The sequence below is a fragment of the Flavimaribacter sediminis genome, assembly GCF_019492055.1.
Lineage (GTDB): Bacteria > Pseudomonadota > Alphaproteobacteria > Rhizobiales > Rhizobiaceae > Flavimaribacter > Flavimaribacter sediminis.
This window is the reverse complement of the sequence record NZ_JAICBX010000001.1, coordinates 661949-677668: the sequence shown is the minus strand read 5'-3', so window position 1 is coordinate 677668 and position 15720 is coordinate 661949. Positions and strand designations below refer to the sequence as shown.

Here is a 15720-nt window from a genome sequence, read left to right as displayed (position 1 = left end):
ACAGTGCCGAAAGCATGGAGGTCGAAAAATGTCACTGCAACGAAAGATTTTGTCGCGTCTCCATGGTTGTCTGCTCGCCTCCATTGTCGCGTACATGTGTTTGACCGGCGCAGCGCTTGCAATCACGCTCGTTGAAAACGGAGAGCCATCCGCGGTCATCGCAATTCAGGGTCCCCTTGAAGAACAACCGGAAGACCCGGTCTGGCATGAACCGAAAACGCCTCAACAGTATCGCGCATTGACCGTTAAGGAACTCAACGATCATCTCGAATTGATGACCGGCGCAAGGCTCGAGGTCCTGGTTCTGCAAGAAGGTCAGACGCCTCCGGAGAACAGCATCGTTCTGGGCGAACCTGCAATCCTTCTTGGCGCAATCCCGACAGCTTCAAGTCCGTCCGGGGAAGGCTACAGACTTTTGGAGGCTGGCAATCGTCTTCTGATAGGCGGGCAATCCGATCGCGCAGTGCTTTACGGCCTCTACGAACTGCTCCGTCACCTGGGCATTGACTGGGTGATGCCCGGCGAAATCGGACAGATCGTGCCAAAAGGAAAGACTGTCCGGATCGACAAACTGGATATCGCCAGCGCGCCGGACTTTCCTTCAAGGCGTTTGTGGTACCGCGGATATCCGGATCGCACCAAGGACCAGCTCGCCCGTTTCGCCAAGTGGCGTCTGCGCCAGCGCGGCGGGACATGGTCCGACCTTGAAGGATCTGCCAGCGGACACATGTGGGACAGGTTCATCCGTCGACACAAGAAAGAATTCAACAGCGACCCCACCATGTACGCCCTGGTAAGGGGCGCGGACGGAAAGATGATCCGCCGCGGCCCCCAGATTGAATCGACGCATCCACGCGTCATCGAACTCATGGTCGAGGACATCAGGGAAACGTATCGCGAGAAGATCGCGGCTGGCGAGTGGACAATGGAAACAGCAGCCGCCTATGCGATAGGACCGGCTGACAGGGAGGGTTATTCGGAGTCAGTCGACGCAATGCTGGCAAGCGCCGGGCGTTTTGATCCGATTGTCGGAAGTCTCGATCGCACCGACGAACTTGTCCTGCTTGGAAATCGTGTTCTGGAACAAGTGCACAAGGACTATCCCAACGCTCATGTCGGCTTCTACTCCTATTCGACCCATGCAGATTATCCTGCCCGATACACCCCGCATCCCAACGTGATACCGATTTTCGCGCCGATCAACTTCAGCAGATTCCACAGCCTGCTCGACCCTGAGAGCAAGACGCAGTCCTACTATCGCGATGTGGTGGAGAAGTGGGGAGATCTCTCCAGGAAACAGGGAAACAGGCTCCTCTATCGCGGCTACTCCTGGAACTTGGCCGAAAACATGATGCCTTATTCGAAGGTGAAGATCTGGGGCGAGGAGCTTCCGTTCTATAGCGCTCAGGGTTTCGAAGGCCTCAATGTCGAAGGCACCAAGATGTGGGGCGTCCTCGGCCCCTCGGACTATGTCTTCATGAACCTTGCCTGGGACACATCACAAGACTGGCGAGACCTGCTCCGACAATATTGCGAAGCTGCCTATGGCGCAGGCGCCGAGGCGATGGAACGCTACAATCTGAGGCTAATTGAATATCAGCAATCAGCAGGTATGGAAGCCGGTTCCTATCACGCATTCCCGCTGATTTTTGATGACAACTTTATCGAAGCCTCACGCGCTGATTTTGACGAGGCGCTCAACTCTGCACAAACGCAGGACCAGAAGCAGCGCATCCGTTTTGCCCGCGAACCGCTGGAAGCCTTAGAACTTTATCTGGATTTTTACCAAGCCACTCTCGATTTCGATTTCACTAAAGCGAAATCACTCTACAACGCGATGAATGAACTCTGGAGCGAGACGTATGCCATAAACGAGGATGTGGTTTCGAACGAGGTTCCGGCTTACCTTAAAAGGTTCGTCTCCCTGTTCGTCGATCAGTCGGTCAAGTATTCCACAGGCGACTATGAAATGCTTGTCGCGCTGCCCGATGAGGTGAAAACAATCTTTGATCCCGCACAAGTCGGTCAGCAAATGCGTTTTCAGTCGCCAGAAATCAACGATGATCGCTTTGTCAAGACAAAGACGATCAGCAGCACATGGGATGCACAGGGACTCGGGAGCCTGCGCAACACAGCAGTCTGGTATCGCTACAACTTCACCTTGCCTGAACAGGCGCGGGACAAGCCGATAGGTCTTTTCATTGGCGGCGTCGAGGACGAAGCCCGGGTCTGGATCAACGGTCAGTTCATCGGGACATCGGGCTACGGTTTCAGCGTTCCCTTCGTCTTCGATCTGACGGATGGCGTCGATTACGTTGGGGAGAACCTTCTTGCTGTCCAGGTCGTCCGAAACAGCAAGATTAACGAAATAGGCCTCGGCGGCATCATCCGTCCGAGCTTCATATTCACCGGACCTCGCCTTGAGAACCGCGCACCGAAACAACAGAGCGAGAACAAATAGGATGCAACATACCGCGCCGTTTCACCATCCAATGTCGTGAGTAACATCGCGAAATAGGCGTCAACCGCGGAACTTATACGCCCGCGCCTGCAAAACGATGAAAGTTCTTTTATCGAAATCAGGTGCGACCCAACGATCCCCTCATGTCCCACGCCAGCGTCAATGCGAGATGTATCTTTCGATTCCGCGACAGCTGTAAAAAGCGTAACCCGTTCGCTGACATACCCGGGTAGAGGCGCGATACGGCCGACCTCAGCCACGTTGGAAATCTCCAGTCCGGTCTCTTCGAACAATTCCCTTTCGGCGGCTTCTGCCGGCGCTTCCCCTGTATCAACGCCTCCTCCCGGGAATTCCAGCCATGGTGACGATTGTCCGGGCCGATTGATCTCGAGCATAAGGACGCTACCGCCAAATCGGACGGCAATCGAAACGCCGTCCTGTTTTTCTATGAAGAAGTCCCGATCGTAACCTGCCGCTCTTGGCGGTGTTTCAATGACATCGAACCTTGGGGTCGATAACAGGATCTTCGACATTACCCCTCCACCTTGAGCATGATCTTTGTATCGCCGCTTTCAAAGTCAGTCTTGGCCTGGTCAATATAGATTACCAGAGGGCCTTTTCTCAATTGTGGAAACCCGCATATTAGCCTTTGCGCATACGAGAAGGTAACGATTGGATGCTTACAAAGTAATTTCCCGATCCACACAGCAGTCCGCACCGGCATGATGATATCCCAGAATTTGCGCGACGACCGCGCAGAAAGCGCGCCATCCTCCAAAACCGGGAGACGACTTAAAGCGGCCGCGGTCTGGACGCGCCTCCCGTTTCTCACTCTCATGGCGTCGCTGCTGTTCCCAATCACCACACACGCGCATATCAAGTGGTTTGAAGCCTATGACATCACACGGCCGCCGCGCGATCCGGCCGACGTCCTCACCCCGACCTTCGTCTGGTTCTTCGTCATCTCGGCGATCCTGATCTACGTCTTCTTCCTGGTCGATCGCTTTGCCTTCCGGCGCGGGATCCTGTCAGGCCTCGACGAACGACTGCGCATGTTCGATTCCCTCGGTGTCCTGATCATGCGGGCGGCTGGCGGGCTCTTCTTCCTGTCGGTCTTCGTCTATGGCCAGATCTTCGGCGTCCGGTTCTATCTGACGCCAGAACTGCTCACAGACGCTGTGTGGGTTCCCTGGGTCCAGCTTCTGATCGGCCTTGCCGCAATCCACCCGCGCACCACGCCGCTGATGTTTCCGGGCATCCTGATCCTTTATGGCGCGGCGATCGCGCAATACGGCCTCTTCCATGTTCTGGACTACATGGTCTTCCTGGCGATCGGCTATTTTTATCTCGCCACATCCATCAGGAACCCGCGATGGATCAAATCGGGGTTCGTCACCCTGTTTGCGGTCACGGGGATCAACTTCATGTGGCTGGCGGTCGAAAAATTCGCCTACCCGTACTGGACCTTTCCGCTTCTGGAAAAGAACCCCGACCTTTTGATGGGCATCGACCCGCAAACCTACATGAACCTCGCCGGCTTCGTGGAAATGATGATCATCTTCACACTGCTGGGCGCCGTTTCCGTGGTCACCCGGCTGATCGCCTTCGCCTTCCAGATGCTTTTCGTGCTCGCCATCTTCAAGTTCGGACTGATCGACGCCATCGGCCACCTGATGATCATCGCAATCCTCTTCGTTCTGGTCATACGCGGACCTACGGAGGCGCGCTACATCCTGGTCCTGCGAGAGAAGTCCTTGCAGATGGAGGCCTATTTCATGACGGGGCTCTACTATTTCGCGGTCGTCAACGCCTTCCTGATCTATTACGGCCTCCACTCCTTTCTGATTGATGTGGGCCATCACTGAACGGCGGCGTCGACAGAAGGTTCGACATTATCCGTTCCTCTTGAGGGTCTTCCTATCCAAATATCAGCGACTGGTGAGCCGCGGCGCCCGCCATCGCCCCGTCGCCCACGGCAAGCGCTACGTTGCCCGACAAACGCGCGGCGTCGCCGCAGGCGAAGACGCCGTCGACGGACGTCTTCTTCATCTCGTCGACGGTGATGACAGGGCCGGTCATGCCTTCCCCGATTTCGCAGCCGAGGTCTTCGGCGACGGCGCTTGTCATCTGCGTCTTCGGAACAGTGAAGAGACCGGCGAGTTCAATCACCCGCCCGTCTTCAAGCCGGATATCGGCGTCATCGCCGACAACCTCGGCGACCCTTGTCGATTCAATCACCACGTTGCGCCGTCCAAGGCTCGCGATCTGCTCCGCGTCGGGATCGATCACGCCATTCGTAAACAGGATGGTGCTGCCCCAGTCGGCGACGACTTCGGCCTGGTGGATCGACATCGGGTGGCTTGCCAGAACGCCGATTGTCCCGATTTCGAGTTCGTAGCCGTGGCAATAGGGACAGTGGAACACCGCCCTGCCCCATCGCTCGGCAAGACCCGGCACGTCGGGAAGCGAATCGCTGACACCGGTCGCAAGAACCACGCGACGGCCGCTATGTGTCACGCCATCCTCCGTGCGGATTTCGAATGTGTCCTGCTCGCCACCTGCGGAAACCGCCTTTCCTTCCACCCAGACGACGTTCGGATAGGCGAGCAGTTGGTTTTTCGCCACCTCGGCGATTTCGCCCGGAGGCGTCCCGTCCCGGCTCAGGAAACCGTGGGCATGGGAGGCGAACCGGTTTCGGCGCTGGCCTGAATCGATGACGAGGACATTCCGGCGCGCCCGCGCGATCTGCAGCGCCGCGGACATTCCGGCAAAGCCGCCGCCGACGACGATGGCGTCATAAAGCATGGGTGAACTCCCTGTTTCGCTGAAGCATTCGGGCGATGTAATAAAGTAACAATGTAACTCTGGCTATGACGTGACCGGAAGGATTTCAACCGCAGTCACAACGACATCTGTATTCAGACCACCTTCAGCGCTCTTGCCGCTTCGACCAGCGCTGCGTTGTCGGGAGCGAGCGATCCGTCCGGCAACAGGAACGTGTCCTCGAAACCAACCCGCGTCGACATACCTTTCTCCCATGCCATCCTGACGCAGGGCCACACACTTTCGCCCTGGCCGTGAAGCAGGATCGGAAGAGAGCAATCAGCTTCCTCCAGAATCGTAATGATGGAGACCGCCTCGGATGTCGCCTCATTGCCGTTGACATCCGGTATCTCGACGAGCACGCGCAGACATGTGTCGAAATCGATCTCGTCGACGAAACGGCGGGCGTCATCCGTGCTCCACAGACCCGCTTCGATACCGACGCCCATGGTTGTCAGCATCGCCATGACCTCGGGCGCGTCTTCTTCGTTCAGATTGACGGAGGCATAGTCCGGCTTGACCGTCCATCCCTTGATATCGTCGTGGCGGGCCCGCCCTCCGGGCGCAATCCACGCGCCTGTGCCAACGCCGATCGGCATGTCAGGAACGACGGCGCGGATTGCTTCGAGCGTCTGCCTCAGGGCGTCAGGCTCGAGCGTCTCCGATCCGTCGGAGGCGCGGATGTGGATGTGAAGATCGTCTGCGCCCGCCGCGCGAACGCTCGCAGCGTCACGGACAAGTTCGGCCACCGTCAGCGGAACCGCGATGTGGTGGTCTTTCTTCCAGCCGCCATTGAGACAGGCCTGCAGCATCGATGCGCCCTTTCGATCTGGCCTGCTTTGGTCAGGCCAATCAGTGGATCAGGTATTCCCCGTCGACATTGCGCATTTCCGACGGTTTGATCAATCGCTGATGCGCGACAGTGACCGAATGAAGCGGCCCTTCGATCTCTTCTTCCCAGAAGGCGAGGAATTTCTTCAGGATCGGAAACTTCGGGAAGACATCGTACTCCTGCCAGATGAACTCCTGGACCACCGACAGGTGGTCGGGCAAGCGGTAATAAATCTGCGCCGTCGTCAGACCATAGCCCTCGATCTGCTTCTGGAAACCGTCACTGACCTGCATGAATCATCTCCGTAAGGGTTGGCGATCATGGCATTGCGGCACAGAAAACAAGTATGTGTCAATAACGGTTCCGCTTTCTATCAACAATTTCAATACTATAGCAGCCTGACCCCAAGAGTGCTGCCACAGATGTTGGCCATTTTGGACTACCGGAGTTATTGTCTCGGCGGATAATCGGTACAAGCGATGGAACCACCGTTGCAATGATGCGTTAAGGGTCGCGCAAACAACGGAATTCCCATGATCCTCGACATCAAGACCCACCTTCATTATCGCATGCCGCAGAAGACGGATGTCCTGTTGCAGATCGAGGCGGCCATCCAGCCCGACCAGCAGATCCTCTCGTCCAATCTCGACCTCAGCGAAACGGACCTTGAGGCCCGCGTGCCCGCCGAAGACGCTATCGGCGAACGGCTGTGGCTGCGCGTCCAGAACGATTTCGTCTGCACCTATTCGGTGTCTGTCGAGATCAACCGGGATGCGCCGGACCTCGCCGGTCTGGCGTTCACGCCGCCGCACCAGTTGCCGGGCGAAACCGTGCGCTACCTGATGCCGTCGCGCTTCTGCCCGTCCGCAGACTTCCAGAATTTCGTTATCGCCGAATTCGGCGACCTGCAGGGCGGCGCGCGCATCGCCGCGATCCGCGACTGGATCAACGGAAGCTTCCAGTACGTGTCCGGGTCCAGCAATCCGCGCACGACGGCGCTCGAGACCTTCGTTCAGCGACAGGGCGTCTGCCGGGACTTCGCGCATGTGATGATAACGCTCGCCCGCGCCTCGTCGATCCCCGCCCGCATGGTCAGCGTCTACGGCCCGGACGTGACCCCGCAGGACTTCCACGCCGTCGCCGAGGTTTTCCTCGACGGGGCATGGTATCTGGTGGATGCGACGGGCATGGCGACCGCCGACCGGATGGCGCGGATCGGCGTCGGCGACGACGCGGCCACGATCGCCTTCATGACCAATTTCGGATTCGCGGAACTTGTCGAACAGACGGTCGAAGTGACCGAGCGCAATTGAGCCGGATCGAAACGTATCTCAGCATCATATATTATCTATATATATCAATTATTTAGATAATTTTATACCCAATCTGGCTTTGTTTCGGGAATTTGCGATCTCGATGCATTGGCGGTTTGGGTTTGTTTCGGGAATTGGCTCCTTCAGGCGCTTCGGTAAATCTGGCTTTGTTTCGGTAAATCGCATTTTCAGCTTGTTCCATGAAACTGGCTTCGTTTCGGGAATTGGCGTTTTTCATCGTATCGGCGGATCTGGCTTTGTTTCGGGAATCCGCGATCTTCAGGATTTCAGCGACACGCAGACGCCTTTTCGGCATGGGCAATGTTCGAATTCACGAAGCGTCAGCATAACATAAATCGCGAAGAAACGCAGCAATTATGTTCCTGCTTCGTTCTGCTCATTGTCTTTTGGTCGCAACGTCAGGAACGTCGACCGGGCAGCCTGCGGAAGGCCTGCTTCATCGGGGAACCATCCCACTCGGGGTGCTTTTGCTCTTCCTCCCGCATGGCGCGTGTGAACCTCCGATAGGCGGACAGTGACGGGATGCGCGGCGTATGGGCCAGTTCCCAATGGATGCCGTTGATGGGATCGTCGAAGAACACGGCGTAATAGCCCGGCGCGTAGACCGGATACTCCGTCGGAGGCTCGGTCACGTGGATGTCGTTCGGGATCAGGAACTCGCTGTGGAACGCGTCGATTTCTTTCCGGTTCTTCCCCCAGATCGCGATGTGATGAATGCCGACGGCGCGGGCTTCATGGTCCAGCTTCGAACCGGTCGTCGCCGGCTGGACGCCGATATAGCTGTGCGGGATCGGAAAGCGGGCCATGTAGTAGGTGGAATGATAACCGATATCGAGCGTCCAGAAACTCGTATAACCGAGCCATCCGAACATCCGGTCGTAAAACTCGACCGATTTGTCATAGTCGAGAACCGAAAACTCGACGTGATGAACGCCTCTCCAACGCATGTCGCGCTCCTTTCGCCATCACCGGGATGGCCCGTAGCGTTCCGGAATTCAAGGTTCATTGTGACGCACCCCGCGCAAGCCGGACAAGCGAGCAGAGCTCTATACCCGCCTGACCCGGAGTTTTGTCTTGAGGTCGGTGCGGCAGAAGGCATGCAGAAAGCAGGTCTGCTCGGCGATATCGAGCATTTCGCGCGCCGTGTCGTCATTTTCCATCGTCGTGAGATAGACATGGGTCTCGACCGGGTCGGCCCTGCCGGGTTCGCCAGTGCCGCCGCTGGCGCCGCCAAGCGAAAAGAACGTGTCCTGCACGATGCGGTATTCGGGCAGATCGAGCTTCAGCATGCTGACGAAGCGGCCGAACTGCGTCATGAAACAGAAACCGAAGCCGGCCGAGATCAGCGTATTGGCGTCCGGCGCCCGCCCCTTGCCGCCGTCTGCCGGCGCCGGCTCCGAGAGGAAGCGGAACGACGTGCCGTGCGGGCTGTACTGCATCTGGACGATGTCCTTCAATCCGTCCTCGCGCAGCGTGCAGACAGCGCCGATGTTGAGCACCCGGTTCTGTTCGTCCGCAAGGCTTGATCCAGCCGCGGCCGTGCCGAGCGCCACTTCCTTTATCGGGGTCACGCCGACCGGTCCCACCAGATCCACGTCCGAATGTTCTGCCTCAAGACCTTCGAAACGGGCGTCCGTTTCGGGATAAATCTCACCGAGCAGCGGCGCCGCATTGCCGAGTTGCAATTCGCGGCCGTTCTTGGACAGGGCGAACAGGCTCGTCAGTTGGCCGCGCATCAAACCGTTGAGCGGAGAGGCGTGAACGGCGTCCATCAGCAACTGGTTGAGCGCCGCGTCCTCCAGATCGCAATCGATCTCCACGACAAGCTCCACCGGGAGCGCGCCGCCGACCATCGTCCGCCGCTGCATCGATCCCTTCATCGTATAGTAGTTGTCCTGCACGAGCCTGATATGCCGGATCTCAACCCCTTGCCGCCTTGCAAGCGCCAGGATCTCGTCCATCCAGGACGCCGCCATGCCGGCGCTCAGAAAAGCCAAAGGACAGGGAGCGGCGTCGTGTCCGTCGAGATAGGCGCCCTCATCGCTCACGAGTCGCCAGACGAGCCCTGTTCGCGCGGAGGCGACAATCGCTTCCTTCTGGAAACCGGACAGCGACCGGATCCGGCTCTGCAAGGCGTCGCCATCACGGATTTCCGGAGGTCGAATACCGACAATATCCGGATTCGAAATCTTGAAAAACGGCGCCAGCCCAGTGGCCGCAATGATGTTTTCGCCCATCGGCATACGTCACCCCCTTTGGCGGCGGGGAACGCACATCCTCCTCCCCGGCTGCACAAAATCATGGTTAACACATCTTAAAGGCCAGTGTTTGACTCAGTTTTTCGACAATTCCGACAAACCGGGTTTACCTGACGGGGGATAGACCATACTGGTTCGCCACGAACACAAAAGTTTAGTCTGACTGCAAACCATAACGAGGAAAGTTTCTTGCGACAATCACTTCTGCTCCTGCCTCTGCTCATGCTTTTTGCCTGTAGTGAAATGGGTGACGCCAATCCGACGCTTCAGCTCGTTCGCCCTGGCGCCCCGACCGGAACGTTCACGCTGCGCAACAACACCGATTTTACAGTCGGCGTCGTCACACTCCTCCAGTGCGAGACGAACGCAGTCGCCCAGCCTGCGCCGCAGCAGATTCCGCCAGGCGAAAGCGCCACGTATGAAGTGTCTGCAGGCTGCTACCGCATTGTGTCCGGTGAGGCAGGTCTGAGCTTCCGTTACCTGACGGACACAACGGTGCGGATCGAGCCCAACAAGAACATCACCCTGCCCTGATCGGGGCAACGGCCTGATATCGACAAGGTCGGGCGCGTCCCCGCGCCCTACTCTTCCTTTCTTTCATCGCCTATAGTTCGTTCGGCCGGTCCATCGACAGACTGGATGATTTTCGGGGGGGGGCAGCGTTGGCGAAAGCAAGGAAAATCGGACGGGAAATGACGGCTTTTGCAGGCGGCGGCCTGCTCAACCGGCGCGGTTTACTCAAAGGCGCCGCGCTCGGCGGGACTGCGGCGACTTTCAGCCAGGGCGTCTTCGAGGTAGTTCACGCCGAGGCGGAGGCGCCCGAATGGACGACCATTCCCGGCGAAGAAGTCCGCGGCTACGGCTTGCCGGCGCCCCAGGAAGCCGAGGTGAAACGCACGCTGTTCCAGATCTACGAGGACCTGTCGCCGGAGTTCGGTTTCTCCGGAACGCCGTTGCAGAAACTGCGCGGCGCCATGACCCCAAACGGCCTGCATTTCGAGGTCCACCATGGCGGACGGCCCGAAATCGATCCTGAACAGCACCGTCTGATGATCCACGGACTTGTGGAGCGGCCGCTGCAATTCGATCTCGCCTCTCTCGACCGCTACCCGATGGTCTCGCGCGTGCATTTCATCGAATGCGCCGGAAACGGGTTTCTCAATGCGGTCGAGTCCGAGCCGCAGGATGTCGGCCTGGACGTGCTTGCAGGACTCGTCTCCAACGCCGAGTGGACCGGCGTGCCGCTGTCCATCCTGATGGAGGAAGCAGGCGTCAAACCCGAAGGCAAATGGGTGATCGCTATCGGCGCCGACGCGGCCGGCCTCTCTCGCTCGATCCCGATAGAAAAGATCATGGCGGACGGCATGCTGGCGCTCCACCAGAACGGCGAGCGCATCCGGCCCGAACAGGGTTACCCAATGCGGATCCTGCTGCCCGGATACGAAGGCAACATGAACGTGAAATGGGTGACGAGCCTGCAGGTCACCTCGCAACCGGCCTATACGCGTGACGAGTCGGGGGCCTATTCCGATCCGCTGGCCGATGGAAACGTCGTTCGGTTCAGCTTTACCATGGGGGTGAAGTCGGTGATCACCCATCCTTCAGGCACAATGACGATGAACGGGCCGGGATTGTACGGGATTTCAGGGCTTGCATGGTCCGGCGGCGGCGCGATCGAGCGGGTGGAGGTGTCAGCCGACGGCGGGACGAGCTGGGCGGACGCCGACCTGCAGCAACCGGTTCTTTCAAAATCGCTCACCCGCTTCACGATCCCCTGGCGCTGGGACGGATCGCCGGCGCGACTGCTCAGCCGGGCGACGGATTCGGAGGGCCATACGCAACCGACCCGCGCCGACTGGAAAGCCCGCTATCATCCTTCGAACATCAATCACTACAACGCCATCCAGGCCTGGGACGTGACGCCAGATGGGAAGGTCGCCAATGCCTATGCGTAGCGGGTTTGCAGCATTCGCCCTGCTGGGGCTGGCGACGACGGCTTCCATGTCTGAAGGGCCAGGTCTCGGAGTTCCGCTTTCCCGGGACGACATACCGGACTTCGCCATCCATATCATGCCGGACGGGACCGGACTGCCTGATGGGTCCGGCTCGGCTGCCGAAGGCGCCGAACTCTACGAGTTCCAGTGCGCGTTCTGCCATGGTGAAACAGGCGTCGAGGGACCGATCGAGCCGCTGGTCGCCTCGCATCCGGACGAATTCTCCCGCGCGGCCGGCGTCTATTGGCCCCATGCGACGACGCTCTTCGACTATATTCGCCGCGCCATGCCGTTTCATGCGCCGAAGTCATTGGAAGACGACGAGATTTATGCGCTGACCGCCTATATTCTCGCCCGAAACGGGGTGATCGACGAAGGCGACATCATGGACGCGACGACATTGCCGTCCGTGGAGATGCCCGCGCGGGACAAGACTGTTGACCTGTGGAGCCTGCAGGGTGACACGCCGTTCTAGAGCTGTTCGACGGATTATCCGTACAGCGTAACGCCAAACGTCAGTGGATCGAGGGCACGGCCACTGTCGTTTGTTTTGTGAAGACGTTCCTCGCGATCAGAAGCAGACCGAGCGCAATGCCAACCCACATCAATACCGGCGCCTTCCAAAGCACAAGCACCGCAACCATGAGCCGCAGAACGATTTCCCAGCCTGCTATCGGACCGCGGTCATAGCGCGCCAGCGCAGAGGCCAGAAGGTAGAGCGCGAGCAGAATGCGCAGGCCAAGCAGTCCGAGCGCAAACCACTCCGGCTCGCCACTGTAGCCTGCGATCAGTTCGCGCCCGCCGGCTTCGTTGGTGATCGTGACCGCCTCCTCGATCAGCAGGAGTTCCGGATACCAGGCGAAGATAAAGGGGATCGTGAACATGACGATACCGACCCGCACGGCGGCGAAACCGGTGCGCATCGGCTCGGTGCGGGTGATCGAAGCCGCGGCGAAGGCGGCGACCGCGACCGGGGGCGTGATGGCGGAGGCGACGGCGAAATAGAATACGAACATGTTCGCGGTGAAAAAGCTGACGCCGAGCTTGGAAAGCAGCGGTCCGAGCAGCAGCGCGACGTTCACATAGGCCGGCACCGTCGGCATGCCCATGCCAAGGATGATCGCGCACAGCATCGCGCAAGTGAGCGCCAGCATCAGGTAGAACCCGCCGGAGATGTGGATCGTCAAACCGAACAGCTGGAGGTACTGCGCCTGTTCCAGCCATGTCGTCACGGCCCGCGTCAACTCGCCTGTGAGCCCGCTTTCGTTCAGAAACGCTGCGATAATCGAAACAGCGAACAACAGGAGGAACAAACGCGACAGAAGGATGCCGCCGTCGGCAAGAGAGATGAGGATTTTCACTGGTCTGGCGCGTGTTTTCGGATCAAGAAACAGCAGCGGCAGCAGCACGGCGACGGCCCACCAGCCAGCCGAGACGGCGTCGCCGGTCGCATTGACGATGGTCTGCACCACGCCGGCCGGAAGAATGGTCGAGACAAAACTGTCCGTGTAGAAATCCTTGCTTCCGAGCAGCAGGACGAGGATCGTGAGAATGGGAACGACGATAATGATCAGGTTCCACCAGTCCTGCCGGTCCATGATCAGGTCTTCCGGAATCTCGCGCATCGCCTCCACGCGCTCGCGCCGCGCCTGGAACATCACTGCGAGAAAGATCGAGAAAAAGAACGCGAGCGCCGGCAGAAACGCCGCAGTGATGACCTTGCTGTAGGGCACGGCCGTCAGCGCCACGAGCACGAAGGCGGCGACGCCCATGACCGGCGGCATGATCTGACCGCCGGACGACGCCGCGGCCTCGACCCCGCCGGCGAATTGCGGCGAGAAACCATTGCGGCGCATCATCGGGATCGTCAGGCGCCCCGTTGACAGAACATTGGTGACCGGACCGCCGGTGATCGTGCCGAACATCGCCGAAGAGACGATGGCCGCATGCGCAGGCCCGCCGCGCAGATTGCGCGTCATGCGGACAGCGACCTTGATCAGCGACGTGCCGCCGGCCGATGTTCCAAACAGAGAGCCCAGAATGACATAGGGAAAGACCTGGTTGACCACGATGTCCATGAACCGGCCCATGAACCCGTCCGGTGTAATGAACACATTGGTCGCCTTCTGGATGGCCGCAGCCGTGGCGTCGCCGCCATCGGCGCCGAGCTTGGTCAGAAGGAAACTGTTGTCCGAAAGCCCGAAGACCCAGATCAGCGCGGTCGCGACCGTGTAGACCACCACAACGCTGGCGACGACCACCAGAGGCAGCCCCCATACCCGCACGTTGTAAAGAAAAAACAGGGTGATGATGGTGAACAGCAGCGGGATGATCCAGATGCCGAAACGCGCCTGGCACGCCGGCACTTCGGCTTCGAGCGAAATGCCCGGAATGACGCCCTGCGCCCGCTCCGCCGCCTCCTGGATCAGGCGCGCGCGTTCGCCGGAGATCTGGTCAAACAGGCAGATGGAATCGGTTTCGGCGAGAAAGCCGAGTGCGCCCAGAAACGCCGCCAGCAAAAGCCCGGCGTCCAGCAGGAAGCCAAGCCAGGCGAGCTGTGGCTTCTCCCTTTTCCATTCCCGGTAGACGCTGGCGTCCAGCGTCACGATCGCCATCATCAGAACGAAAAAAGGCGGATAGAAATATTGCGGGGGAAAGCCGGAAATACGGAAGAATTTACGGCCGGTCAGATCCCGGGCCAGGTCCTGCAGACCCGGTATTTCCGGCATCGTGTTGACGAGCCCGACGAACACGAGGACGAGCGCGAGAACGAGCGCCAGCCATTGCCCGAAAGGGCGTTTTGTCTCTTGCTGCGTCATGACCCGCGTCCCTGGCGGAGCCTGTCCGGGGACAGGCTCCGTGACGTTTTTCGGACGGTTACGGCTTCAGACAGTCCGCGACGGTGTGACCAGCCTCCTCAAAGGCGCGGATTGCGCCGGGATGCATCTTGATCTGCACGGCGCCGCAGGCGCCCTGGCTCTTGCCGTCGATATCTCCGAAGCTCAGCTTGGAGTGGGGACCACGCGGCGAACTGGTCATGAACCGCTCTTCGCCTTCGAGATAGGCTTTGGTGATGTTGTAGGCGAGTTCGTCGTCCATTGTGGCCGGTACGATCTGCGCAAAAGCTGTAGCGAAGCTGTCGAACGTGTCGTCATCGGTCACGATGGTGATGTCGTTGCCTTCGTAAGCCTTGCGGAACACGTCCACGGGCACGGAGTAAGGCGCATGGCCCGGAGCCGCAACGATCTGCTGGCCGAGTTCACTTGCAAGCAGATCCGAAGGAACATCGTGCAGCGTTATTCCGCCTGCGGCCGCAATCGTGATCTCACGGCCCGAAGGCAGGCCTTCTGGAATCGTCCACGCATCGGCGCCGCCGCCGGTGATCGTGGACACCGTGTCCGGCCATTCGGTCTGAATGCCCTCATACCCTTCGCCGTCCTTGAGGCCCGCCAGAAGCTGGATCATCGCGCGACCGGACGTGAGAGCGGCGCCGCGCGGCGGACCATTCCAGATGCGCAGGCCTTCAAGATTGCGGATGTCTTCCACCGGATTGCTGTTGTAGTAGGCGAAAATCTGCGCAGAGCCCGCATTGAAGAAAAGCGCGCGGATGTTTTCCGCGAGCTCGGCGCCCTTTTCCGGACCGACGCCGCTATAGGGACCGATGCCTTTTGACAGCAGGAACGGCAGGATCAGCGGCGCAGGCGCCATGTCCAGTCTGCCTTCGGCGACCGCCTGCACGGAGTTGGTGAGCGTCGCGCCCTCGGTGATCTGCATTGTCGCAACGCCGGCGCTGTCCAGCACGGCTGCGAGCGTGGTGTCGATATAATGCGGCGTCGAGCCCGGCGTTGTGGTTTCGGCAGTCAGCGTCGCCTGGGCCGCTGCGGCGGCCGGAATCAATGCAACCGCCGTTGCAAGAAAAAGTTTCTTGATCATTCGGTTTCCTCCCTTGAGTTCGTGTGCTCCTCAACAACACGAGCCCCGGTTTCAGGGCTAAACATAAATCGCAGAATTTATATGA

General features: G+C 59.2%; 14 protein-coding genes and 1 pseudogene. 6 read left to right on the top strand and 9 right to left on the bottom strand.

The genetic code is table 11. The features are described 5' to 3' along the window. Nucleotides 1–28: 28 nt before the first annotated feature. Nucleotides 29–2461, top strand: coding sequence for a DUF4838 domain-containing protein (locus tag K1W69_RS03225; protein ID WP_220226891.1), 2433 nt, complete (start codon nt 29–31; stop codon nt 2459–2461). Nucleotides 2462–2646: 185 nt separating this feature from the next. On the opposite strand, the pseudogene K1W69_RS27395 reads toward K1W69_RS03225, so the two are convergent. Then, nucleotides 2647–2994 (bottom strand): annotated as a pseudogene (locus K1W69_RS27395) (NUDIX domain-containing protein); the annotation flags it as partial. A gap of 189 nt (nt 2995–3183) precedes the next feature. Between K1W69_RS27395 and K1W69_RS03220 the strand changes: the two are divergent. Next, nucleotides 3184–4326, top strand: coding sequence for a hypothetical protein (locus K1W69_RS03220; protein WP_220226890.1), 1143 nt, complete (start codon nt 3184–3186; stop codon nt 4324–4326). A gap of 52 nt (nt 4327–4378) precedes the next feature. Here the strand turns inward: K1W69_RS03220 and K1W69_RS03215 are convergent, their stop codons facing one another. From K1W69_RS03215 to K1W69_RS03205, 3 genes are all read right to left on the bottom strand, one after another. Beyond that, entirely contained in the window at nt 4379–5266 is an 888-nt protein-coding gene (locus K1W69_RS03215; RefSeq protein WP_220226889.1) for an NAD(P)/FAD-dependent oxidoreductase, read from the bottom strand. A gap of 113 nt (nt 5267–5379) precedes the next feature. Then, on the bottom strand, nt 5380–6096 hold the full coding sequence (locus K1W69_RS03210) for a 3-keto-5-aminohexanoate cleavage protein (protein ID WP_220226888.1): 717 nt from the start codon (nt 6094–6096) through the stop codon (nt 5380–5382). Nucleotides 6097–6136: 40 nt separating this feature from the next. Beyond that, nucleotides 6137–6409 carry an usg protein gene (locus K1W69_RS03205; protein WP_220226887.1) on the bottom strand — a complete coding sequence of 91 codons (273 nt, stop codon included), beginning with the start codon at nt 6407–6409 and terminating at the stop codon, nt 6137–6139. Between the two features lie 240 nt (nt 6410–6649). Here K1W69_RS03205 and K1W69_RS03200 point away from each other — a divergent pair, with 240 nt between their 5' ends. Next, nucleotides 6650–7429, top strand: a complete 780-nt coding sequence (locus K1W69_RS03200; RefSeq protein ID WP_220226886.1) for a transglutaminase-like domain-containing protein — start codon at nt 6650–6652, stop codon at nt 7427–7429. A 52-nt stretch (nt 7430–7481) separates the two neighbouring features. Here K1W69_RS03200 and K1W69_RS03195 read toward each other — a convergent pair whose 3' ends face one another. From K1W69_RS03195 to K1W69_RS03185, 3 genes are all read right to left on the bottom strand, one after another. After that, on the bottom strand, nt 7482–7745 hold the full coding sequence (locus tag K1W69_RS03195; RefSeq protein WP_220226885.1) for a hypothetical protein: 264 nt from the start codon (nt 7743–7745) through the stop codon (nt 7482–7484). A gap of 103 nt (nt 7746–7848) precedes the next feature. After that, nucleotides 7849–8397, bottom strand: a complete 549-nt coding sequence (locus K1W69_RS03190; RefSeq protein ID WP_220226884.1) for a VOC family protein — start codon at nt 8395–8397, stop codon at nt 7849–7851. Between the two features lie 99 nt (nt 8398–8496). After that, on the bottom strand, nt 8497–9693 hold the full coding sequence (locus tag K1W69_RS03185) for an OsmC family protein (RefSeq protein ID WP_220226883.1): 1197 nt from the start codon (nt 9691–9693) through the stop codon (nt 8497–8499). Nucleotides 9694–9897: 204 nt separating this feature from the next. Here K1W69_RS03185 and K1W69_RS03180 point away from each other — a divergent pair, with 204 nt between their 5' ends. The 3 genes from K1W69_RS03180 (at nt 9898) to K1W69_RS03170 (ending at nt 12177) form a co-directional block, all read left to right on the top strand. Continuing rightward, complete coding sequence (locus tag K1W69_RS03180; protein ID WP_220226882.1) at nt 9898–10242, top strand: hypothetical protein; 345 nt, start codon at nt 9898–9900, stop codon at nt 10240–10242. 158 nt (nt 10243–10400) lie between these two features. After that, nucleotides 10401–11663, top strand: a complete 1263-nt coding sequence (soxC, locus tag K1W69_RS03175; protein ID WP_220226881.1) for a sulfite dehydrogenase — start codon at nt 10401–10403, stop codon at nt 11661–11663. Further along, entirely contained in the window at nt 11650–12177 is a 528-nt protein-coding gene (locus K1W69_RS03170) for a c-type cytochrome (RefSeq protein ID WP_220226880.1), read from the top strand. Before soxC ends, K1W69_RS03170 begins: the two co-directional genes overlap by 14 nt. Before the next feature lie 40 nt (nt 12178–12217). On the opposite strand, the gene K1W69_RS03165 is transcribed toward K1W69_RS03170, so the two are convergent. Together K1W69_RS03165 and K1W69_RS03160 are read right to left on the bottom strand one after the other, a co-directional pair. After that, nucleotides 12218–14521 carry a TRAP transporter permease gene (locus K1W69_RS03165; RefSeq protein WP_220226879.1) on the bottom strand — a complete coding sequence of 768 codons (2304 nt, stop codon included), beginning with the start codon at nt 14519–14521 and terminating at the stop codon, nt 12218–12220. 58 nt (nt 14522–14579) lie between these two features. Beyond that, complete coding sequence (locus K1W69_RS03160) at nt 14580–15635, bottom strand: TAXI family TRAP transporter solute-binding subunit (RefSeq protein WP_220226878.1); 1056 nt, start codon at nt 15633–15635, stop codon at nt 14580–14582. Nucleotides 15636–15720 lie beyond the last annotated feature (85 nt).

Bases quoted from the DNA above. Each gene is read 5' to 3' on its own strand.
- soxC (WP_220226881.1), top strand. From the start codon at position 10,401: ATGACGGCTTTTGCAGGCGGCGGCCTGCTCAACCGGCGCGGTTTACTC.
- K1W69_RS03190 (WP_220226884.1), bottom strand. From the start codon at position 8,397: ATGCGTTGGAGAGGCGTTCATCACGTCGAGTTTTCGGTTCTCGACTAT.
- K1W69_RS03170 (WP_220226880.1), top strand. From the start codon at position 11,650: ATGCCTATGCGTAGCGGGTTTGCAGCATTCGCCCTGCTGGGGCTGGCG.
- K1W69_RS03200 (WP_220226886.1), top strand. From the start codon at position 6,650: ATGATCCTCGACATCAAGACCCACCTTCATTATCGCATGCCGCAGAAG.
- K1W69_RS03165 (WP_220226879.1), bottom strand. From the start codon at position 14,521: ATGACGCAGCAAGAGACAAAACGCCCTTTCGGGCAATGGCTGGCGCTC.
- K1W69_RS03205 (WP_220226887.1), bottom strand. From the start codon at position 6,409: ATGCAGGTCAGTGACGGTTTCCAGAAGCAGATCGAGGGCTATGGTCTG.
- K1W69_RS03185 (WP_220226883.1), bottom strand. From the start codon at position 9,693: ATGCCGATGGGCGAAAACATCATTGCGGCCACTGGGCTGGCGCCGTTT.
- K1W69_RS03225 (WP_220226891.1), top strand. From the start codon at position 29: ATGTCACTGCAACGAAAGATTTTGTCGCGTCTCCATGGTTGTCTGCTC.
- K1W69_RS03220 (WP_220226890.1), top strand. From the start codon at position 3,184: ATGATGATATCCCAGAATTTGCGCGACGACCGCGCAGAAAGCGCGCCA.
- K1W69_RS03160 (WP_220226878.1), bottom strand. From the start codon at position 15,635: ATGATCAAGAAACTTTTTCTTGCAACGGCGGTTGCATTGATTCCGGCC.
- K1W69_RS03195 (WP_220226885.1), bottom strand. From the start codon at position 7,745: ATGCCGAAAAGGCGTCTGCGTGTCGCTGAAATCCTGAAGATCGCGGAT.
- K1W69_RS03215 (WP_220226889.1), bottom strand. From the start codon at position 5,266: ATGCTTTATGACGCCATCGTCGTCGGCGGCGGCTTTGCCGGAATGTCC.
- K1W69_RS03210 (WP_220226888.1), bottom strand. From the start codon at position 6,096: ATGCTGCAGGCCTGTCTCAATGGCGGCTGGAAGAAAGACCACCACATC.